The organism is Pseudomonas sp. App30 (assembly GCF_047947025.1).
GTDB lineage: Bacteria > Pseudomonadota > Gammaproteobacteria > Pseudomonadales > Pseudomonadaceae > Aquipseudomonas.
In genome coordinates this window covers 3,356,749-3,374,791 of record NZ_CP133165.1, presented here as the reverse complement: position 1 = coordinate 3,374,791, position 18,043 = coordinate 3,356,749, and the positions used below count along the sequence as shown (strand labels likewise).

Below are 18,043 nucleotides of genomic sequence, written 5' to 3'. Positions count from 1 at the left end.
CCCGCCACGGGGCCTGTTCCGCTTATGGCGCTTATTGCAGCAGCGACAGCATTTGTTGCGGGGTGGAGTTGGCTTGCGCCAGTACCGAGGTACCTGCCTGTTGCAGGATCTGGGCGCTGGTCATGGCCGAAACTTCAGTGGCGTAGTCGACGTCTTCGATACCCGAACGTGCCGAGGTCAGGTTGGTCTCGGTGGTGGAGATGTTGGAGATCGCCGAGTCGAACCGGTTCTGCACCGCACCCAGGTCCGAACGCATGGAGTCCACGGTGTTCAGCGCCGAGTCCAGGGTGGTCAGGGTGTTGGTGGACTTCTTGGTCACTTCGTTGTCAGTGTCGATGCTCACCGAGACCGTGGCGGTGGAACCACTGCCATCGACGGTCACGTCGGCGGCGTAGTAGGTGGCAGTCGAACCGCTGCCTACTTGCAGGAAGTAGTCGCCGTCGTCGTCCTGCACCAGGGTGCCGCCGGTGGAACCGCTGCCGCCGTAGGTGATGGCCTTGCCCGACTTGTCGGTGATGGTGGTGGTGGTGCTGGACAGCGTCATCGAGGCGCCGCCTTCGTCTTCCACCGAAGCGCTGCTCAGCGAGCCGTCGTAGCCGTTGACGTTGAAGCCGCTCAGGCCCAGGGTGGAGCTGTTGATTTCGCTCAGCTTGATGTCGATGGTCTCGCCATCGTTGGCGCCTACCTGGATGGTGATGGTCTGGTCGGAGTCCAGCACGCTCACGCCGTTGAACGCGGTCTGCGAGGAGATACGGTCGATCTCGTCCAGGCGCTGGGTGATTTCATCCTGGATCGACTGCAGGTCGGACTGCGAGTTTGTGCCGTTGGCGGCCTGTACCGACAGCTCACGGATACGCTGCAAGTTGTCGTTCACCTCGTCCAGCGCGCCTTCAGTGGTCTGCGCCAGGGAGATGCCGTCGCTGGCGTTGCTGCTGGCCTGGTCCAGGCCGGTGATTTGCGAGCTCATGCGGTTGGCAATGGCTTCACCGGCGGCGTCGTCGGAGGCGCTGTTGATTTTCAGGCCCGAGGACAGGCGTTCGATGGAAGTGCTCAGGGAGCTTTCCGACGAACTCAGGTTCTTCTGGGCGATCATCGACGTGATGTTGGTATTAATGACGGACATGCTGCACTTCCTTCTGTGTAGGGGCCTGGAACCCAGGGTTTCAGCGGCTTTGGCCTAACCCTTGGGTTTTAACCGCGAAGATCGGCACCACCCCTTCCACCTTTAGAAATGCCCGAAAATTTTTTCCCCGGCGGCGTTCGTCGCTGGATTTCGACGGGAAAAAGGGCTGTGTTAGCGGCATTGAATCCACCACGCGCGCGTTATAAATCCGGCCGTTGCTGTTCATTTACCGGAGCCCGTGATGAATCCCTCGACCCTGATCGGCCTGTTGTCAGGCCTGGTCCTGCTGGCCTTGCTGTTGCTGTTTTCGGCGCAACACCCGCTGATGTTCCTTGACCTGCCGAGCCTGGGCATCGTGCTGATCGGCACCTTTGCCGCCACCTGCCTGAGCTACCCGCTGAGCGAGGTGCGCCGGGTGCTGGGGCTGTTCGCCACGGTGATCCGCAAGGAGCCGGTGCATGCCCATGACGACATCGAGCAGCTGGTGAGCATGGCGCGGCTGTGGGTGGACGACGACCTGCGGGCGGTGGAGAAGGTGCTGGCAAACACCCGCAACCCCTTCCTGCGCTCGGGCGTGCAGTTGGTCATCGACAAGACCCCGGAAGCCGAGATCATCGAGCTGCTGCAATGGCGCATCGTGCGCATGCGCGCCAAGGAGCGCGCCGAGGCGCAGCTGTTCCGGGTGATGGCCAGCTATGCGCCGGCGTTCGGCATGCTCGGCACCCTGGTGGGGCTGGTGAACCTGATGTTCGTGCTGGGCGACGGCGACATGGTCACCATCGGCCACCAGATGTCGGTAGGCCTGATGACCACCCTGTATGGCGTGCTGCTGGCCAACCTGGTGCTCAAGCCAGTGGCGGTGAAGCTGGAGCGGCGCACCGAGCAGCGCGTGCTGCTGATGAACATGGTGATCCAGGGCGTGGCGATGATGTGCAACAAGCGCAGCCCCGGCCTGATCCGCGAGACCCTGGGCACCTTCGTCAGCCACCACCCCGACGAGATCCGCGAACAGCTGCGCATCACCCCGCGCCTGGGCGAGAGCGCCCGCCCATGAGCCGGCCACTGGAGGCCCTGGGGCGCACAGGCGGCGAGGGCGACGACGACAGCTGGATGATGACCTACCTGGACATGATGACCCTGCTGCTGGTGGTGACCATGGCCATGTTGGCGATTACCACGCGCCTGCACGGCAACCCGCCGCCAACCGTGGCGCCGCTGCCGTTCATGGGCCAGGGCCTGCTGCCCCACGGCCTGGCGCTACTGGGGCGGCCGCAGGTGGTGAAGCCGGTGCTGGCCACGGTGCCAAAGGCCGAGCCTGCGCCCGCGCCGCCTGCACCACCGCCGTTGCCGACCACCGAGGACCTGGCAAAAAACCTGGGCATCGACGCCCTGGGCAAGGACATCCAGGTGGATATTTCGCAGAAGACCGTGAGCTTTCGCCTGAGCAGCGAGCTGCTGTTCGAGTCCGGCCAGGCTGACCTGAGCCGCGCTGGCATCGGCGCCTTGCAGCAGTTGCTGCCGGTGCTGGGCAAGAACAGCCAGCCGATCCTGGTGGAAGGCCACACCGACGCCGAGAAGATCCAGAACCCGCGTTTCCCGTCCAATTGGGAGCTGTCCAGCGCCCGCGCTGCCAGCGTGGTGCGCTACCTGCAGGGCAACGGCGTCGATGGCCAGCGCCTGCGCGCGGTGGGCTTTGGCGATACCCATCCGTTGGCGGATAACGCCACGGTGGCCGGGCGGGCTGAAAACCGCCGGGTAGAAGTGGTGCTGGAAGCCGTGCCCAGCCCGCCGCCGTCAGTGGCCGTGGCTACGGCCCACATGTGAGTGTTCGGCCTCGGGCGCTGTCACCGCGCCGTTGATCTCCAGGCGCTGGAGAATGCCGCACTGGTCGTTCTCGCCCACGGTGCCGCAGCGCTGGCGCAGTTCCAGCAGCTGGGCTTGCAGGGCCTGCAGGCCGTCGATGCGCGCACGCACGTGGTGGATGTGCTCGTCGATCAGGGTGTTGACGCTTGCACACTGGTCCTGGGGGCTGTCGCGCAGGGTCAGCAGGCTGCGGATTTCGTCCAGGGTCATGTCCAGGGTGCGGCAGTTGCGGATGAACGTCAGCCGCTCGACGTGGGCCTGGGTGTAGAGCCGGTAGTTGCCGTCGCTGCGGGCGGGCGGCGGCAGCAATTGCTCGCGCTCGTAGTAGCGGATGGTCTCGACCTGGCAGTCGGTGGCCTTGGCCAGTTCGCCGATTTTCATGGCTGCGCCCTCCAAAGGTGCTTGACCCTATAGTGGCTACAGGGTGTTCACTTGGCAACAGGCACTTTACCGGACCTGACCAATGAGCCAGCAGCCAACCCACAGCCACAAGCATGACCACGGCCACGCCCATGAGCACGCCGCCATTCGCGGCCACGCCCACGGCGGCAGCTGCTGCGCCAGCGACCAGCCGGCGCCGCCCGCTACCGTGCGCCTGAGCGCCACGGCCAGTGCCGACGCGCGCCTGAGCCGCTTCCGCATCGAGCAGATGGACTGCCCCACCGAGCAGACCCTGATCCAGAACCGCCTGGGCAAGCTGGCCGGCGTCGAGGCGCTGGAGTTCAACCTGATCAACCGGGTGCTGGGCGTTCGCCACTCGTTGGCCGCTGATGACGTGATTATCGAGGCCATTGCGGGCCTGGGCATGAGCGCCGAGCCCCTGGATGCCCAAGGCCAGGCTAGCCCTGAAGCGCCGGCACCGGTGCGCAAGCCCTGGTGGCCGCTGGCGCTGTCGGGCGTTGCCGCGGTGGCCTCGGAAATCGCCCATTTCAGCGGCCTGGCGCCCAGCTGGTTGATCGCCGGGCTGGCGTTGCTGGCGATTGCCAGTGGCGGCCTGACCACCTACAAGAAGGGCTGGATTGCCCTGAAGCACCGCAACCTGAACATCAACGCGCTGATGAGCATCGCCGTCACCGGCGCAGTGCTGATCGGCCAGTGGCCGGAAGCGGCCATGGTGATGTTCCTGTTCACCGTGGCCGAGCTGATCGAGGCGCGCTCCCTGAGCCGCGCGCGCAACGCCATCGGCGGCTTGCTGCAACTGACCCCCGAACAAGCGACCGTGCGCCAGGCTGACGGCCAGTGGCTGGAACTGGACGCCCGCAAGATTGCCCTGGACGCTGTCGTGCGGGTGCGCCCTGGCGAGCGCATTGCCCTCGATGGCGAAGTAGTCAGCGGGCAATCCAGCGTCGATCAGGCGGCCATCACCGGCGAAAGCCTGCCGGTGGAGAAGGCCGTGGGCGACAAGCTGTTCGCCGGCACCATCAACCAGGCCGGCGCCCTGGAATACCGGGTGACCGCGCTGGCCAGCAACTCCACCCTGGCGCGCATCATTCATGCCGTGGAACAGGCCCAGGGTGCCCGCGCCCCAACCCAGCGCTTTGTGGATAACTTCTCCCGGGTGTACACCCCGGCGGTGTTCGCCCTGGCCCTGGCCGTGGCGGTGCTGCCGCCGCTGTTCATGGCCGGCGCCTGGTTCGACTGGATCTACCGCGCGCTGGTGCTGTTGGTGGTCGCCTGCCCGTGTGCGCTGGTGATCTCCACCCCGGTGACCATCGTCAGCGGCCTGGCCGCGGCAGCGCGCAAGGGCATCCTGATCAAGGGCGGGGTGTACCTGGAAGGTGGCCACAAGCTGGACTTCCTGGCCCTCGACAAGACCGGCACGCTGACCCATGGCAAACCGGTGCAGACCGACTTCGTGCCGCTGGACCCTGCCTATGCCGCCACTGCCGAGCAGATCGCCGCCAGCCTGGCCGCCCGCTCCGACCACCCGGTGTCCCAGGCCATTGCCCGCCCGGCGCTGGAAGCCGGCGAGGCGCTGCTGGAGGTGGCGGACTTCCAGGCCCTGGCCGGGCGTGGCGTGAGCGGTAGCGTCAACGGCCAGCTGTACCACCTGGGCAACCACCGCCTGGTGGAAGAGCTGGGCCTGTGCTCGCCGCAACTGGAGGCCCAGCTGGACGTGCTGGAGCGCCAGGGCAAGAGCGTGGTGCTGTTGCTGGACGCCAGCGGCCCGCTGGCCTTCTTCGCCGTGGCCGACACCCTCAAGGACAGCAGCCGCGAGGCCATCGCCCAGCTGCACGCCCTGGGCATCAAGACCCTGATGCTGACCGGCGACAACCCCCACACTGCCAGCGCCATCGCCGCCCAGGTTGGTATCGACCAGGCGCGCGGCAACCTGCTGCCGGCGGACAAGCTGCAGGCCATTGAAGAGCTTTATGCCCAGGGCCACCGGGTGGGCATGGTCGGCGACGGCATCAACGACGCGCCGGCCCTGGCCCGCGCCGAGCTGGGCTTTGCCATGGCAGCGGCGGGCACCGATACTGCCATCGAGACCGCCGACGTGGCGCTGATGGACGACGACTTGCGAAAAATCCCGACGTTCGTCAGGCTCTCGCGCCAGACCCGGTCGATACTGATGCAGAACATCGTGTTGGCGCTGGTGATCAAGGCCGTGTTCCTGGCAATGACCTTTGCCGGGGTGGCGACGATGTGGATGGCGGTGTTCGCCGATATGGGCGTCAGCCTGTTGGTGGTCTTCAACGGGTTGAGGCTGCTGCGCAAGTAATGAGGTGGTGATGCTGAGTGCCGAGCTGAAGGCGTTTTACATGGTGGCCCGGCTGGGCAGCATCACCCTGGCGGCGAAAAAACTGGGCCTCAGCCAGCCCACCGTGACCACGCAGATCCGCCACCTGGAAAGCCAGTACGCGGTGGAGCTGTTCTACCGTGGCGGCCGCCGCCTGACCCTGAGCGACGACGGCGCGCGCCTGCTGCCCATGGTCAAGGCGCTGCTGCAGCAGGAAGCCGACATCGAGTTCTTCCTGCGCAACAGCGGCCAGGGCGAGGGCGCCCTGCGCATTGCCGCCACGGCGCCTTACTACATCCTCGACCTGGTGAAGATCTTCCGCGAGCGCCTGCCCCAGGTGGAGGTGTCGATGGAGATCGGCAACTCCCAGCAGGTGCTGGAAATGCTCGAGGACTACCGCGTGGACCTGGCCGCGTCCTCGCAGCTGGTGGACGACGCCCGGCTGATCCGCCGGGTGCTGGGCACCGACCCGCTGGTGCTGGCGGTGCACCGGCATCACCCCTTGGCGGTGCACAACCAGGTGCCGCTCAGCGCCCTGGCCGGGCAGTGCCTGCTGATGCGCGAGCGCGGCTCCACCACCCGCAGCCTCACCGAGCAGTGGATGAAAGATGAGCAGGTGGCCATTGGCACGGTGCTGGAGATCGGCAGCCGCGAGTCGATCCGCGAGGCGGTGCTGCGCAACATCGGCGTCAGCCTGATCGCCCGCCACGAGGTGCCGCACAACCCCGAGCTGAAGGTGCTGACCATCGACAACGCGCCGGTGATGCACGAATACCTCTACTGCCTGAAAGAACGCCGCCAGGCGCGCCTGCCCGCGGCGTTCCTGGGCCTGGCCCAGGAAGTCTCGTCCCTCTGATGAATCTGTAGCAGTGGTCGCTTTTGTGGGAGCTGGCTTGCCAGCGAGTTGTTAAACGCCCAAAAGCTCGCTGGCAAGCCAGCTCCCACAAAAGACGGGGTTTTGCAGGATCCGTTGTTACAACCCAAATCCGCCAATACCACTATCGGCAGCTTTTGCCCTACTGCCACAGGACGTTCGCATTCGCTGCCTAGGATGACCCCCATCTGCTAGATGAGGTCCCGTCCATGAACCATTCCCCTGTTACCGGCGCGCACATGTCCGTGCGTGGTATCCACAAGCGCTTCGGCGCCTTCACCGCGCTCAACGACGTCTCGCTGGACGTTACCGCCGGTGAGCTGGTGTGCCTGCTGGGCCCGTCGGGCTGCGGCAAGACCACGCTGCTGCGCTGCATCGCCGGCCTGGAGCGCCAGGACCGGGGCCAGCTGTACATCGGCGACCGCGACATCTCCTTGCTGCCACCCCAGGGCCGCGACTACGGCATCCTGTTCCAGTCCTACGCGCTGTTCCCCAACCTCAATGTCGAGGCCAACATTGCCTACGGCTTGTCGGGCCAGAGCCGTGACCAGGTGCGCAAGCGTGTCGGCGACATGCTGGAGCTGGTGGGCCTGTTGGGCAGCGAGAAGAAATTCCCCGGCCAGCTGTCCGGCGGCCAGCAGCAGCGCGTGGCCTTGGCCCGCGCCCTGGCGCCGTCGCCGTCGCTGTTGCTGCTGGACGAACCCATGTCGGCCCTCGACGCCCGGGTGCGCGAGCACCTGTGCACCGAGCTGCGCCAACTGCAACGCCAGCTGGGCATCACCACGCTGATGGTTACCCACAACCAGGACGAGGCCATGCTGATGGCCGACCGCATCGCCGTGATGAACAACGGCCAGGTCGAGCAGTACGCCACCGCCCAGGAGATCTACGACAAGCCGGCCACGCCGTTCGTCGCCGAGTTTGTCGGCCAGGGCAACTGGCTGCCGTTCCAGCGCAGCAGCGACAGCCATGCACAGGTGGGCGGGATGAACATGCGCCTGGCCCCCGATGCCAGCCGCGCCAACAGCGGTCGGCTGTTCTGCCGCCCGGAGGCCATCAGCGTCAACCCGCCGGTGCACGAGGAAAACCTGTTCCAGGCGCGGGTGCGCGAGATCACCTTCCTGGGCAACCGCTGCCGCATGAGCTTCGAATTCAACCAGTTCCCCGGCCACGCGCTGCTGGCCGAAGTGGCCCCCGAATCCATGCCGCGCCTGGGCAGCCCGGACATCTGGGTAGCCCTGCCGCCGCGCAGCCTCCAGGTGTTCGCCTGAGATGGCCGCGCAGATGAGCCTGCCGGTGATGGACGCAAAAGCGCCGGCCCAGTCTTCGTCGGCTGCCCTGGGTGACCGTCTGTTCGTGGTCGGCGGCAAACTGCTGTTGCTGGCGTTCCTTTGTGTGGCGGTGCTGATGCCGCTGCTGGCGATCTTCTGGCGCGGCTTCACCCCGGTGGCCGGTGGCGGCTGGGCGGCGGCCCAGGACCTGGTGGCCAGTGACAATTTCCATTGGCTGCTGGGCAATAGCCTCAAGGTGTCGTTCAGTGTGGCCGCCATCGTCGTGCCGCTGGCCTACCTGTTCGCCTACGCCCTGCAACGCACGTTGATCCCCGGCAAGGCGGTGTGGCGTGGCATATCCCTGCTGCCGCTGCTGGCGCCGTCGATGCTGCCGGGCATTGCCCTGGTCTACCTGTTCGGCAACCAGGGCCTGCTGCGCGGGCTGGTGGCTGACAATATCTACGGTTTCTGGGGCATCGTCCTGGGCGAGGTGATCTACACCTTTCCGCATGCGCTGATGATTCTGCTGTCGGCCCTGTCGTTGGCCGATGCGCGGCTGTTCGACGCCGCCTCGAGCATGGGTGCCAGCCCCTGGCGCGCCTACCGCAGCATCACCTGGCCGGCCACGCGCCAGGCGGTGTTCGCGGCGTTCTGCCTGGTGTTCACCCTGACCATCACCGACTTCGGCGTGCCCGTAGTGGTGGGCGGCGACTATCAGGTGTTGGCGCTGGAAGCCTACAAGGCGGTGGTGGGCCAGCAGCAATTTGGCCGCGGCGCCTTGATCGGCATGATCCTGCTGCTGCCTGCGCTGTTCAGCTTCGGCGTCGACGCCTGGCTGCGCCGCCGTCACGGCGAGGCCATGAGCGGCCGCGCCCAGGTGTTCCGCCCCGCGCCTTCGCGGCTGCGCGATGGCTGTTACCTGGCGGTAGTGTTGCTGGTGTGCGCGGCGCTGCTGCTGGTGGTGGGCATGGCGGTGTACTCGTCGCTGGTGAAATTCTGGCCCTACAACCTGTCGCTGTCGCTGGTGCATTACCAGTTCAACACCACCGCCGGCGGCGGCTGGTTGGCCTACAGCAACAGCGTGAAGATGGCCTTGGGCACGGCGCTGATCGGCAGCGCGGTGATTTTCACCGGCGCCTACCTGATGGAAAAAACCCAGGGCCTGCGCCGCCTGAACCTGCTGCTGCGCATGCTCAGCTTCGTGCCCATGGCCGTGCCCGGCCTGGTGCTGGGCCTGGGCTACGTATTCTTCTTCAACCTGGGCGGCAACCCGCTGCATGTGTTCTACGGCACCATGACCTTGCTGGTCGTGTGCACCGTGGCCCACTACATGACCACCGCGCAAATGACCGCCACTACGGCCCTGCGCCAGCTGGACGGCGAGTTCGAAGCCGCGGCGCTGTCGCTCAAGGCGCCGCTGTACCGGCATTACCTGCGGGTGACCGTGCCCATCTGCCTGCCGGCGCTGCTGGACATCATCCGCTACCTGTTCGTCTCGGCCATGACCACGGTGTCGGCGGCCATCTTCCTCTACAGCCCCGACACCATCCTGGCGGCGGTGGCGGTGCTGAACATGGACGACGCCGGCAACGTTGGCGGCGCCGCGGCCATGTCCACCTTGATTCTGCTGACCTCGGCCGCCGTGTCGCTGCTACTGGCCTGGGCCTCGCGCGGCTTGCTGCGCCGCTCCCAGGCCTGGCGCCAGGGCCTTTGATTGCACACCCACTGACCTCCAACTGACTCAGGAACCGCACCATGTTCAAGCCACTTGCTCTTGTCGCTGCCGTTGTTGCCGCTTTCAGCCTGCAGGCCAGCGCAGCCACTACCCAACTGACCGTCTACACGGCCCTGGAGCCGGAGCAGCTGACCACCTACAAGGACGCGTTCGAGAAAGCCAACCCCGACATCGAGATCAAGTGGGTGCGTGACTCCACCGGTATCGTCACCGCCAAGCTGCTGGCCGAGAAGGATCGCCCGCAGGCCGACGCGGTGTGGGGCCTGGCGGCCTCCAGCCTGGCCATCCTCGACCAGCAGGGCATGCTCGAAGCCTACTCGCCGAAAGACCTGGGCAAGATCGGCGCGAACTACCGTGACGCCGCCAACCCACCCAAGTGGGTAGGCATGGACGTGTGGGCCGCCACCATCTGCTTCAACACCGTGGAAGCCGAGAAGCAGGGCCTGACCAAGCCGGTGAGCTGGCAGGACCTGACCAAGCCCGAGTACAAGGGCAAGATCGTGATGCCGAACCCGGCCTCGTCGGGCACCGGCTTCCTGGACGTCAGCGCCTGGCTGCAGACCTACGGCGAGAAGCAGGGCTGGAAGTACATGGACGACCTGCACCAGAACATTGGCCAGTACGTGCACTCCGGCTCCAAGCCCTGCAAGCTGGCGGCCTCGGGCGAGTTCCCGATCGGCATCTCGTTCGAATACCCGGCCGTGCAGCTCAAGCGCCAGGGCGCGCCGCTGGACATCATCCTGCCGAAGGAAGGCCTGGGCTGGGAAATCGAAGCCACCGCGGTGATCAAGGGCACCCCTCATGAAGAAGCCGCGAAGAAACTCGCCGACTTCTCCGCCAGCCCCGCGGCCATGGAACTGTACAAGGAAAACTTCGCCGTGCTGGCCCAGCCGGGCATCGCCAAGCCGCAGACCGAACTGCCGGCCGACTACGAACAGCGCCTGATCAAGAACGACTTCAGCTGGGCGTCGAAGAACCGCGACAGCATCCTGACCGAATGGCGCAAGCGCTATGACGGCAAGTCCGAGAAGGTTGCGGCCCAGTAATTCCAGGGAGGCGTTCCCATGACCCAACACAGCGACATGCTCATCGTCGGCGCCGGCATCCTGGGCTTGTCCCATGCCTACGCCGCCGCCAGGCGCGGCCTCAAGGTCCGCGTGTTCGAACGCAGCGCCACGCCCCTGGGGGCGTCGGTGCGCAATTTCGGCCAGGCGCTGGTCACCGGCCAGCCCGTGGGCCAGATGCATGCCCTGGCCAAGGCCAGCCGCAGCCTGTGGGCGCACTGGGCCGAGCAGGCCGGGTTCGCCCTGAAACGCAACGGCTCGCTGCTGTTCGCCCGCAACGAGCTGGAACACCAGTTGCTCGAGCGCTTCTGCGCCGAGCGCGCGGTGGAGCATGGCTACCGGGTGGAGCTGTTGCAGGGCGAGGCCCTGAACCAGTTGTACAACGGCCAGTTCCGCCACCACCACGCGGCCTTGCTGGGGCTGGATGACCAGCAGCTGTATTCGCGCGAGGCGATTCCGGCGCTGGTGGAGTTCCTGCGCGGGCAGGGCGTGGAGTTCCACTTCTCCACCCTGGTGCGCGACGTGGAACCGGGCAAGCTGCGCAGCACGGCGGGCACCTTTACCGGCTCGCACATTGTGGTGTGTTCGGGCCACGACTACCAGACGCTGCTCAGCGACGCCATGGCGGCCTTGCAGCCGCAAGTGTGCCGCCTGCAGATGCTGCGCGTGCGCCCGCAGTTCGAACTGGACCTGCAGCAGGCGGTGCTCACCGGCTTGAGCTGCCTGCACTACGGCGCGTTCGAGGGCCTGCCGGAGACCCGGGCCCTGCAGGCCCAGGTGCAGCAGGATAGCCCGCACCTGGTGGAGCAGGGCATTCACCTGCTGGTCAGCCCCACGCCGTACCGCGAGCTGATCATCGGCGACTCCCACCACTATGGCCGTGACGCGTCGCCGTTCAACGCCGAACAGGTGGATGACTGGATGATCGAGCTGGCCGAGCACACGCTGGGTGGCAAGCTCAAGGTGGTGGAGCGCTGGCAGGGCGTGTATGGCGCCAAGGGCAGCAAGCCGTTCTCGTTGCTGCGGGTGGCGCCGGGCTTGAGTTCGGCGCTGATGCACACGGGCGTGGGCATGAGCGTGGGGCCGGCGCTGGCGGAGCGTAACGTCGCCGACCTGCTGGGCGAAGCCCCGCACGGCCTGGACGGCCTGTAACGAACGCGTAGCCGCTGCCGAAGGCTGCGCTGGCCCGCATGTACACCGGAGATCTTCAGTGTGGGTGATGGCCAGCGCAGCCTGTCGGCAGCGGCTACAGAGTCAGAGTTCTGTACTCAGATGCTCGATCTGTTCGTGGCGTTCGGGCTGGTTGGGGCGCGGGTGGGGGTTGAGGGTGGACCACTGCGGGTGCGCGCGGGCCTTGCCCAGTGGTTCGGGCAGCTTGCCCTCGCGCCAGCTCTTGTCCTGGGGCACGGCGACCTCGATGCTGCCCATGGCCGCGTGCCCGCGCGCGTCCAGTGCTTCCAGCAGTTGCCGTTGGCGCAAGGCCAGCAGGCGTAGCACGTTGTCGTCCACGGTCAGCTCGCGCTGGCCCTTGAGCTTGCCCAGCAGCCGGCCGCCGTAGCCCCGGGCGGTCTGCAGCGCGCCGCCGGCGATGGCGCCAGCCAGGGCTGCCAGGCCCAGGGTAATACCGCCTACCAGCAGGTCGACGCCGGCGCCGGCCGCGGCGCCTGCCGCTATCCCGCCCCCGACTTTCACGCCCAGCTGCTTGAGCGTCTCGGGGTTGAACAGGTCGTCGCCCCAGCGCCCGTCCAGCAGGGGCAGGTCGCTGGCGGCGGCGTCCTCCAGGCGGAAGGCGTAGAGCTTGAGCAGCGCCTGCACGCATTTCTGTTCGCGCTGGCGCACCGCTTCGCGCAGGGCGGCGATGGCGGCGTCCACGCCTTCGCGGTCGGCGGCCACGCTGCGGCGGCAGGCGGCGCAGTCGATCAGCAGTTCGGCAATCAGCGAACGTGCCCGCTGGCGGCGCGCCAGGCGCTGGGCCTGCTGGTCGTCGATCAGCCGTTGCAGGCTGGGGCGGGCGTGTTCCAGCAGCAGCGCCAGGCTTTCATACAGCCGCCGCTCGCCATCTTCCGGCGGCGCCACGCTGTCGAAACGCACCAGCGCGTGCAGGCCCAGGCGCGCCAGGGCTTCGCGCCACTGTTCCTCGCGGTGGCCGGGGCTGGCGACGAAGTTGAGCACCGGCAGCAGCGGCTTGCCGCAACCGTTGAGCACTTCCAGTTCGTCGCGGTACTTGGCCAGCACCGGCTCGCGGGCGTCGATCACGTACAGGCCGGCGTCGCTGGCCAGCAGTTGGCGCAGCACCTTGGCTTCCTGTTCGAAACGCTGGCGGGCTTCGCTGCCCTGCAGGAAGCGCTCGGTGCGCGCCGGGCCGTCCAGGCGCTCGCCGGGGCGATCGAGGCGTTCCAGGTAGTCGAGCAGGGCGATGGCGTCTTCAAGGCCGGGGGTGTCGTACAGCTCCAGCAATGCCTCACCGTCCACCGACAGCCGCGCGCCCTCCACGTGGCGGGTGGTGCTGGGGCGGTGGGAGACCTCGCCAAAGCCGACGTCACGGGTGAGGGTGCGCAGCAGCGAGGTCTTGCCGACGTTGGTGTGGCCGACCACGGCCAGCTTAAGAGGCTTGGTCATTGCCGGTCTCCAGCCAGGTCAGGGGCAGGCTTGCCACCACGTCTAGGCCCAGCCGGGCCAGGGCCTGGTGCCAGTCGTCGAGGCGCTCGGCATCCAGCTGCTGGCCGGCAGGCGCGGGTAGCAGCCAGATGCGGGTATGGCCGGCGCTGCGCGCCAGTTCGGCGATCAGCCCCAGGCTGCCGCGGTCGGGCGAGCGGCGCGGGTCGCAGGCGATGGCCAGGCGCGCGGCGGGGTAGCGCGCCAGCTGGTCGAGCAGGCGCCGGCGTGATTCGCGGCTGTCGAGGACCCCGGCATCGCCCACCGTGGCGGGCAGGGCGGGCGGCCAGGGCTGCTGGTCATCGAGTTCCAGGCCCACCAGCAGCGCGCCGCCGGTAGTTGCCCCGGCCAGCGGCGCCGGCACTTCGTGCAACTGCGCCGGGGCGCTGTCGTTGACGCCCAGGCGTTCGCTGCTGGGCATCAGTGGCTCGCGCAGTTCGGCGTGGCCGGGCAGGCTCAGGTCCAGCTGCAAGCGCTTGCGCCCCAGGCGCCAACGCCCCCAGCAGGCCAGGGCCAGCAGCAGCCGCGGGACGATGCCGAACACCATCAGCACGCCCACCAGCCAGCCGGCCCAGGCCTGGCGAGCGCTGTCCACGGCCAGCACGCTGTCGCCGCTGGCGCGGATGGTGTCGACGTCCGGCACGCTGAAGCCCAGCAGCGCGGGCAGGGCGCCCAGGCCGCGGGTCATGGCCACGAAGGTGTCGGGGCCTAGAATGGTGGTTTCCCAGACGAAGCCGTAGCGCCGGGTGGCCAGCAACAGCAGCAGGATCACCAGCGCGCTGCCCAGGGCCAGCAGCCACAGGCCATTCACCAGCGCGCCGAGCACCCAGCGGTTGAGGCGCTGGCGTTGCAACAGCACCACCAGTGCCGGACCCAGGTGCACGGCGTTGGCGTCGCGCGCCAGCCGGGCGCTGAGCCACATCCACAGGCGGCCCAGGCTGGCCGTGTGCTCGCCGGCCAGCAGCAGGCCGCTGAGCCAGCCCAGCAGCAGAATCCAGTTCAGCCCCAGCAGGCTGCCCAGCGCCCAGAAGACGTTGACCGGGCCGTTGCCCAGGGCGGCGAAGGCCAGGCCGGCGCCGCTGAAAATAACCAGCACCGCCAGCAGCATCACGCTCAGGCGCGCGCCCTGCTTCCAGTGGCGCAGGGCGGGCAGCAGGCCGTCGCGTTCGGCCAGCCACAGGGCCCGGTGCTGCACCCGCGCGGCCAGGTCGCCGCCCTGTTGGCGGGCGCGGCGGTTGGCCTCCTGGTCGTCCAGGGGGCCGGCCTGCTCTTCGCGCAGGCGTATGGCTTCGGTAAGCCAGAGAGTGTCCAGTGCTGTCACGCCACCATCCATTGATCAAACCAGCCCAGAGCATAACCCAGCGAGGCCCCGTGCTCTGCTATCCTCGCGGGATGAAAAATACACTCCCCCTCAGCCTGATCGCGGCGCTCGCGCAGAACCGCGTCATCGGCATCGACAACAGCATGCCCTGGCACCTGCCGGGTGATTTCAAATACTTCAAGGCCACCACCCTGGGCAAGCCGATCATCATGGGCCGCAAGACCTGGGATTCGCTGGGCCGGCCGCTGCCGGGCCGGCTGAACATCGTGGTCAGCCGCCAGGAAGGCCTGGTGCTGGAAGGCGCCGAGGTGTACCCGTCGCTGGAAGCCGCCATCGCCCGCGCCGAAGCCTGGGCCCAGGCCAATGGCGCCACGGAGCTGATGTTGATTGGTGGGGCGCAGTTGTATGCGCAAGGGCTGGACCTGGCCGACCGCCTGTACCTGACCCGCGTGGCGGCCAGCCCGGCGGGCGATGCCTGGTTCCCTGAATACGACGAGACCCAGTGGCTGCTGGTCTCGAACACCGAAAACCCGGCGGTGGGCGATGCCCCGGCGTACGCCTTCGAAGTCTGGGACCGCCGCTAACCTTTCGCCGCGCCTGCCTTTGTGGGAGCTGGCTTGCCAGCGAGCTTTTCGGGGCCTCAACAGCTCGCTGGCAAGCCAGCTCCCACAAGCGTTTACCGGTGCGCCAGCTCGGCGTGCTCGTCGGCATCCAGCAGCGCCCGATCGGTCTGCTGCAACACCTGGCTGGCAATGGTGCCGGCCGTCATCGAACCGCTGACGTTCAGCGCCGTGCGGCCCATGTCGATCAGCGGCTCCACCGAAATCAGCAACGCCACCAGCGACACCGGCAGCCCCATGGCCGGCAGCACGATCAGCGCCGCGAACGTCGCGCCACCGCCCACGCCCGCCACGCCGGCCGAGCTCAGGGTCACGATCGCCACCAGGGTGGCAATCCACATCGGGTCCAGCGGGTTGATGCCCATGGTGGGTGCCACCATCACCGCCAGCATGGCCGGGTACAGGCCCGCGCAACCGTTCTGGCCAATGGTAGCGCCGAACGAGGCGGCGAAGCTGGCGATGGCCTGCGGAATGCCCAGGCGCTGGGTTTGCGCCTCGATGCTCAGCGGGATGGTGGCCGCGCTGGAGCGGCTGGTGAAGGCGAAGGTCAGCACCGGCCACACCTTGCGGAAGAAGCGCAGCGGGTGCACGCCGGCGATGCTCAGCAGCACGCCGTGCACCATGAACATCAGCGCCAGGCCGATGTACGACACCAGCACGAAGCTGCCCAGCTTGAGGATGTCCTGCAGGTTGGAGCTGGCGACCACCTTGGCCATCAGCGCCATCACGCCGTAGGGCGTCAGCTTCATCACCAGGCGCACCAGGCGGGTTACCCAGGCTTGCAGGGTCTCGATGGCGCTGACCACTTTCGCGCCTTTCTCGGCGTCATCCTTGAGCAGTTGCAGGGCGGCCACGCCGAGGAAGGCGGCGAAAATCACCACGCTGATGATCGAGGTCGGCTTGGCCCGGGCCAGGTCGGCCACCGGGTTCTGCGGCACGAAGGACAGCAGCAGCTGCGGGATGTTGAGGTCGTTGACCTTGCCCACGTAGTCGCTCTGGATCGCCTGCATGCGCGCCAGTTCCTGGGTGCCGGCCACCAGGCCCTCGGCGGTGAGGCCGAACAGGTTGGTCAGGCCCACGCCGATCAGCGCGGCAACGGCCGTGGTGAACAGCAGCACGCCGATGGTCAGGAAGCTGATCTTGCCCAGGGACGAGGCGTTGTGCAGGCGCGCCACGGCGCTGAGGATGGAGGCGAAGATCAGCGGCATCACGATCATCTGCAGCAGCTGCACATAACCGTTGCCCACCAGGTCCAGCCAGCCGATGGTGGTTTTCAGCAGCGGGTTGCCCTGGCCGTAGATGGCGTGCAGGGCGCTGCCGAACAGCACGCCCAGCGCCAGGCCGATGAGGACCTTCTTCGCCAGGCTGAATGAGGTGCGGCTGGTTTGCGCCAGGCCTAGCAGCAGGGCCAGGAACACCAGCAGGTTGAGTAGCAAGGGCAGGTTCATTGAAGCTCCAGGGGAATTGATTCCGGCGCTTGCGCCTCTGATGGGCGCTGGCCAACCACAAACTCTAACACCCTGAATTTTCTGTCATTTATACGAAGTTCGCATGAGCTAAGTCGTTTTTGGAATAAGAGGGTGGCGTTTACAGGCAAGCGCGTGGCGCGATCGGGCCCCTGGCGGTCGTGTTCGCGCCAGAGTTGTCATGAGCATTTGCTAGGGTCCGTGCATCACTCTGGGGAGCACCACCGATGAAGCCACTGCGTAACCTGATTGCCGTCACCCTGGGCCTGGCGTTGGCCAGCCCGGTCTTCGCCACTGAACTCAAGCACTGGCCTGAGGCCCAGGCCAAACAGCTCGACGCGATGATCGCGGCCAATGCCCACAAGGGCAACTACGCGGTGTTCGACATGGACAACACCAGCTACCGCTACGACCTGGAAGAGTCGCTGCTGCCGTACCTGGAAAACAAGGGTGTGCTGACCCGCGAGAAACTCGACCCGTCGCTGAAGCTGATCCCGTTCAAGGACACTGCCGGCCACAAGGAAAGCCTGTTCAGCTACTACTACCGCCTGTGCGAAGTGGATGACATGGTCTGCTACCCGTGGGTGGCGCAGGTGTTCTCTGGCTTCACCCTGACCCAGCTCAAGGGCTACGTGGACGAGATGATGGCTTCGGGCAAGCCGGTGCCAGCCACCTATTTCGAGGGCGATGTGGTGAAGACCATGAACGTCGAGCCGCCCAAGGTGTTCACCGGCCAGGCCGAGCTGTACAACAAGCTGATGGAGAACGGCATCGAGGTGTACGTGGTGACGGCGGCCTCGGAAGAGCTGGTGCGCATGGTGGCGGCCGACCCCAAGTATGGCTACAACGTGAAGCCGCAGAACGTGATTGGCGTGAGCACCTTGCTCAAGGACCCCAAGACCGGCGAGCTGACTACCGCGCGCAAGCAGATCGAAGCCGGCAAGTATGACCCCAAGGCCAACATGGGCATGGAGCTGACCCCGTACCTGTGGACCCCGGCCACCTGGATGGCAGGCAAGCAGGCGGCGATCCTGACATATATCGATCAGTGGAAGAAACCGGTGCTGGTGGGCGGTGACACGCCGTCGAGCGACGGCTACATGCTGTTCCACAGCGTCGACGTGGCCAAGGGCGGGGTGCACCTGTGGGTGAACCGCAAGGCCAAGTACATGGACCAGCTGAACGGCATGATCAGCAAGAACGCGGCGGCGCAGGCCAAGGAAGGGTTGCCGGTGACGGCGGACAAGAATTGGGTGATCGTGAAACCCGAGGAAATCCAGTGAAGTTCACATAATTCCGGGGTGATCGCTG

Annotated in this window: 16 protein-coding genes; 10 read left to right on the top strand and 6 right to left on the bottom strand. The window is 66.8% G+C overall.

What is annotated here, in order from left to right; all coding sequences use genetic code 11:
• Positions 1 to 31: 31 nt before the first annotated feature.
• Positions 32 to 1,123, bottom strand: a complete 1,092-nt coding sequence (locus RAM80_RS15730) for a FliC/FljB family flagellin (protein WP_416421419.1) — start codon at positions 1,121 to 1,123, stop codon at positions 32 to 34.
• Between the two features lie 40 nt (positions 1,124 to 1,163).
• Complete coding sequence (locus tag RAM80_RS15725; protein ID WP_416421418.1) at positions 1,164 to 1,349, bottom strand: hypothetical protein; 186 nt, start codon at positions 1,347 to 1,349, stop codon at positions 1,164 to 1,166.
• A 15-nt stretch (positions 1,350 to 1,364) separates the two neighbouring features.
• On the opposite strand from RAM80_RS15725, the gene RAM80_RS15720 reads away from it, so the two are divergent.
• On the top strand, positions 1,365 to 2,177 hold the full coding sequence (locus RAM80_RS15720; RefSeq protein WP_416421417.1) for a motility protein A: 813 nt from the start codon (positions 1,365 to 1,367) through the stop codon (positions 2,175 to 2,177).
• The gene (locus RAM80_RS15715) at positions 2,174 to 2,947 is read left to right on the top strand and encodes an OmpA/MotB family protein (protein WP_416421416.1); all 774 of its coding nucleotides are present in this window, start codon (positions 2,174 to 2,176) and stop codon (positions 2,945 to 2,947) included. The genes RAM80_RS15720 and RAM80_RS15715 overlap by 4 nt, the downstream gene beginning before the upstream one ends.
• On the opposite strand, the gene cadR is transcribed toward RAM80_RS15715, so the two are convergent.
• Complete coding sequence (cadR, locus tag RAM80_RS15710) at positions 2,918 to 3,367, bottom strand: Cd(II)/Pb(II)-responsive transcriptional regulator (RefSeq protein ID WP_416421415.1); 450 nt, start codon at positions 3,365 to 3,367, stop codon at positions 2,918 to 2,920. The two genes, RAM80_RS15715 and cadR, sit on opposite strands and share 30 nt — an antisense overlap.
• Before the next feature lie 82 nt (positions 3,368 to 3,449).
• On the opposite strand from cadR, the gene RAM80_RS15705 reads away from it, so the two are divergent.
• From RAM80_RS15705 to RAM80_RS15680, 6 genes are all read left to right on the top strand, one after another.
• Positions 3,450 to 5,708 carry a heavy metal translocating P-type ATPase gene (locus RAM80_RS15705; RefSeq protein WP_416421414.1) on the top strand — a complete coding sequence of 753 codons (2,259 nt, stop codon included), beginning with the start codon at positions 3,450 to 3,452 and terminating at the stop codon, positions 5,706 to 5,708.
• A 10-nt stretch (positions 5,709 to 5,718) separates the two neighbouring features.
• A complete protein-coding gene (locus tag RAM80_RS15700) occupies positions 5,719 to 6,582 on the top strand; it encodes a LysR family transcriptional regulator (protein WP_416421413.1) in 864 nt (287 codons plus the stop codon).
• Positions 6,583 to 6,809: 227 nt separating this feature from the next.
• Positions 6,810 to 7,871: a putative 2-aminoethylphosphonate ABC transporter ATP-binding protein gene (locus RAM80_RS15695; RefSeq protein WP_416421412.1), complete on the top strand. Its 1,062-nt coding sequence runs from the start codon at positions 6,810 to 6,812 to the stop codon at positions 7,869 to 7,871.
• Between the two features lies 1 nt (position 7,872).
• Entirely contained in the window at positions 7,873 to 9,585 is a 1,713-nt protein-coding gene (locus RAM80_RS15690; RefSeq protein ID WP_416421411.1) for a putative 2-aminoethylphosphonate ABC transporter permease subunit, read from the top strand.
• 41 nt (positions 9,586 to 9,626) lie between these two features.
• Positions 9,627 to 10,652, top strand: coding sequence for a putative 2-aminoethylphosphonate ABC transporter substrate-binding protein (locus tag RAM80_RS15685; RefSeq protein WP_416421410.1), 1,026 nt, complete (start codon positions 9,627 to 9,629; stop codon positions 10,650 to 10,652).
• Between the two features lie 18 nt (positions 10,653 to 10,670).
• On the top strand, positions 10,671 to 11,822 hold the full coding sequence (locus RAM80_RS15680) for a TIGR03364 family FAD-dependent oxidoreductase (protein WP_416421409.1): 1,152 nt from the start codon (positions 10,671 to 10,673) through the stop codon (positions 11,820 to 11,822).
• Between the two features lie 102 nt (positions 11,823 to 11,924).
• Here RAM80_RS15680 and RAM80_RS15675 read toward each other — a convergent pair whose 3' ends face one another.
• Positions 11,925 to 13,289 carry a DUF3482 domain-containing protein gene (locus RAM80_RS15675; protein WP_416427392.1) on the bottom strand — a complete coding sequence of 455 codons (1,365 nt, stop codon included), beginning with the start codon at positions 13,287 to 13,289 and terminating at the stop codon, positions 11,925 to 11,927.
• Positions 13,273 to 14,646 carry a DUF2868 domain-containing protein gene (locus tag RAM80_RS15670; protein ID WP_416427390.1) on the bottom strand — a complete coding sequence of 458 codons (1,374 nt, stop codon included), beginning with the start codon at positions 14,644 to 14,646 and terminating at the stop codon, positions 13,273 to 13,275. The genes RAM80_RS15675 and RAM80_RS15670 overlap by 17 nt, the downstream gene beginning before the upstream one ends.
• A 71-nt stretch (positions 14,647 to 14,717) precedes the next feature.
• Between RAM80_RS15670 and RAM80_RS15665 the strand changes: the two genes are divergently transcribed.
• Positions 14,718 to 15,230, top strand: coding sequence for a dihydrofolate reductase (locus RAM80_RS15665; RefSeq protein WP_416427389.1), 513 nt, complete (start codon positions 14,718 to 14,720; stop codon positions 15,228 to 15,230).
• Between the two features lie 92 nt (positions 15,231 to 15,322).
• On the opposite strand, the gene RAM80_RS15660 is transcribed toward RAM80_RS15665, so the two are convergent.
• Positions 15,323 to 16,714: an L-cystine transporter gene (locus tag RAM80_RS15660; RefSeq protein ID WP_416427388.1), complete on the bottom strand. Its 1,392-nt coding sequence runs from the start codon at positions 16,712 to 16,714 to the stop codon at positions 15,323 to 15,325.
• Between the two features lie 245 nt (positions 16,715 to 16,959).
• Here RAM80_RS15660 and RAM80_RS15655 point away from each other — a divergent pair, with 245 nt between their 5' ends.
• Complete coding sequence (locus RAM80_RS15655) at positions 16,960 to 18,015, top strand: haloacid dehalogenase-like hydrolase (RefSeq protein ID WP_416427387.1); 1,056 nt, start codon at positions 16,960 to 16,962, stop codon at positions 18,013 to 18,015.
• Positions 18,016 to 18,043 lie beyond the last annotated feature (28 nt).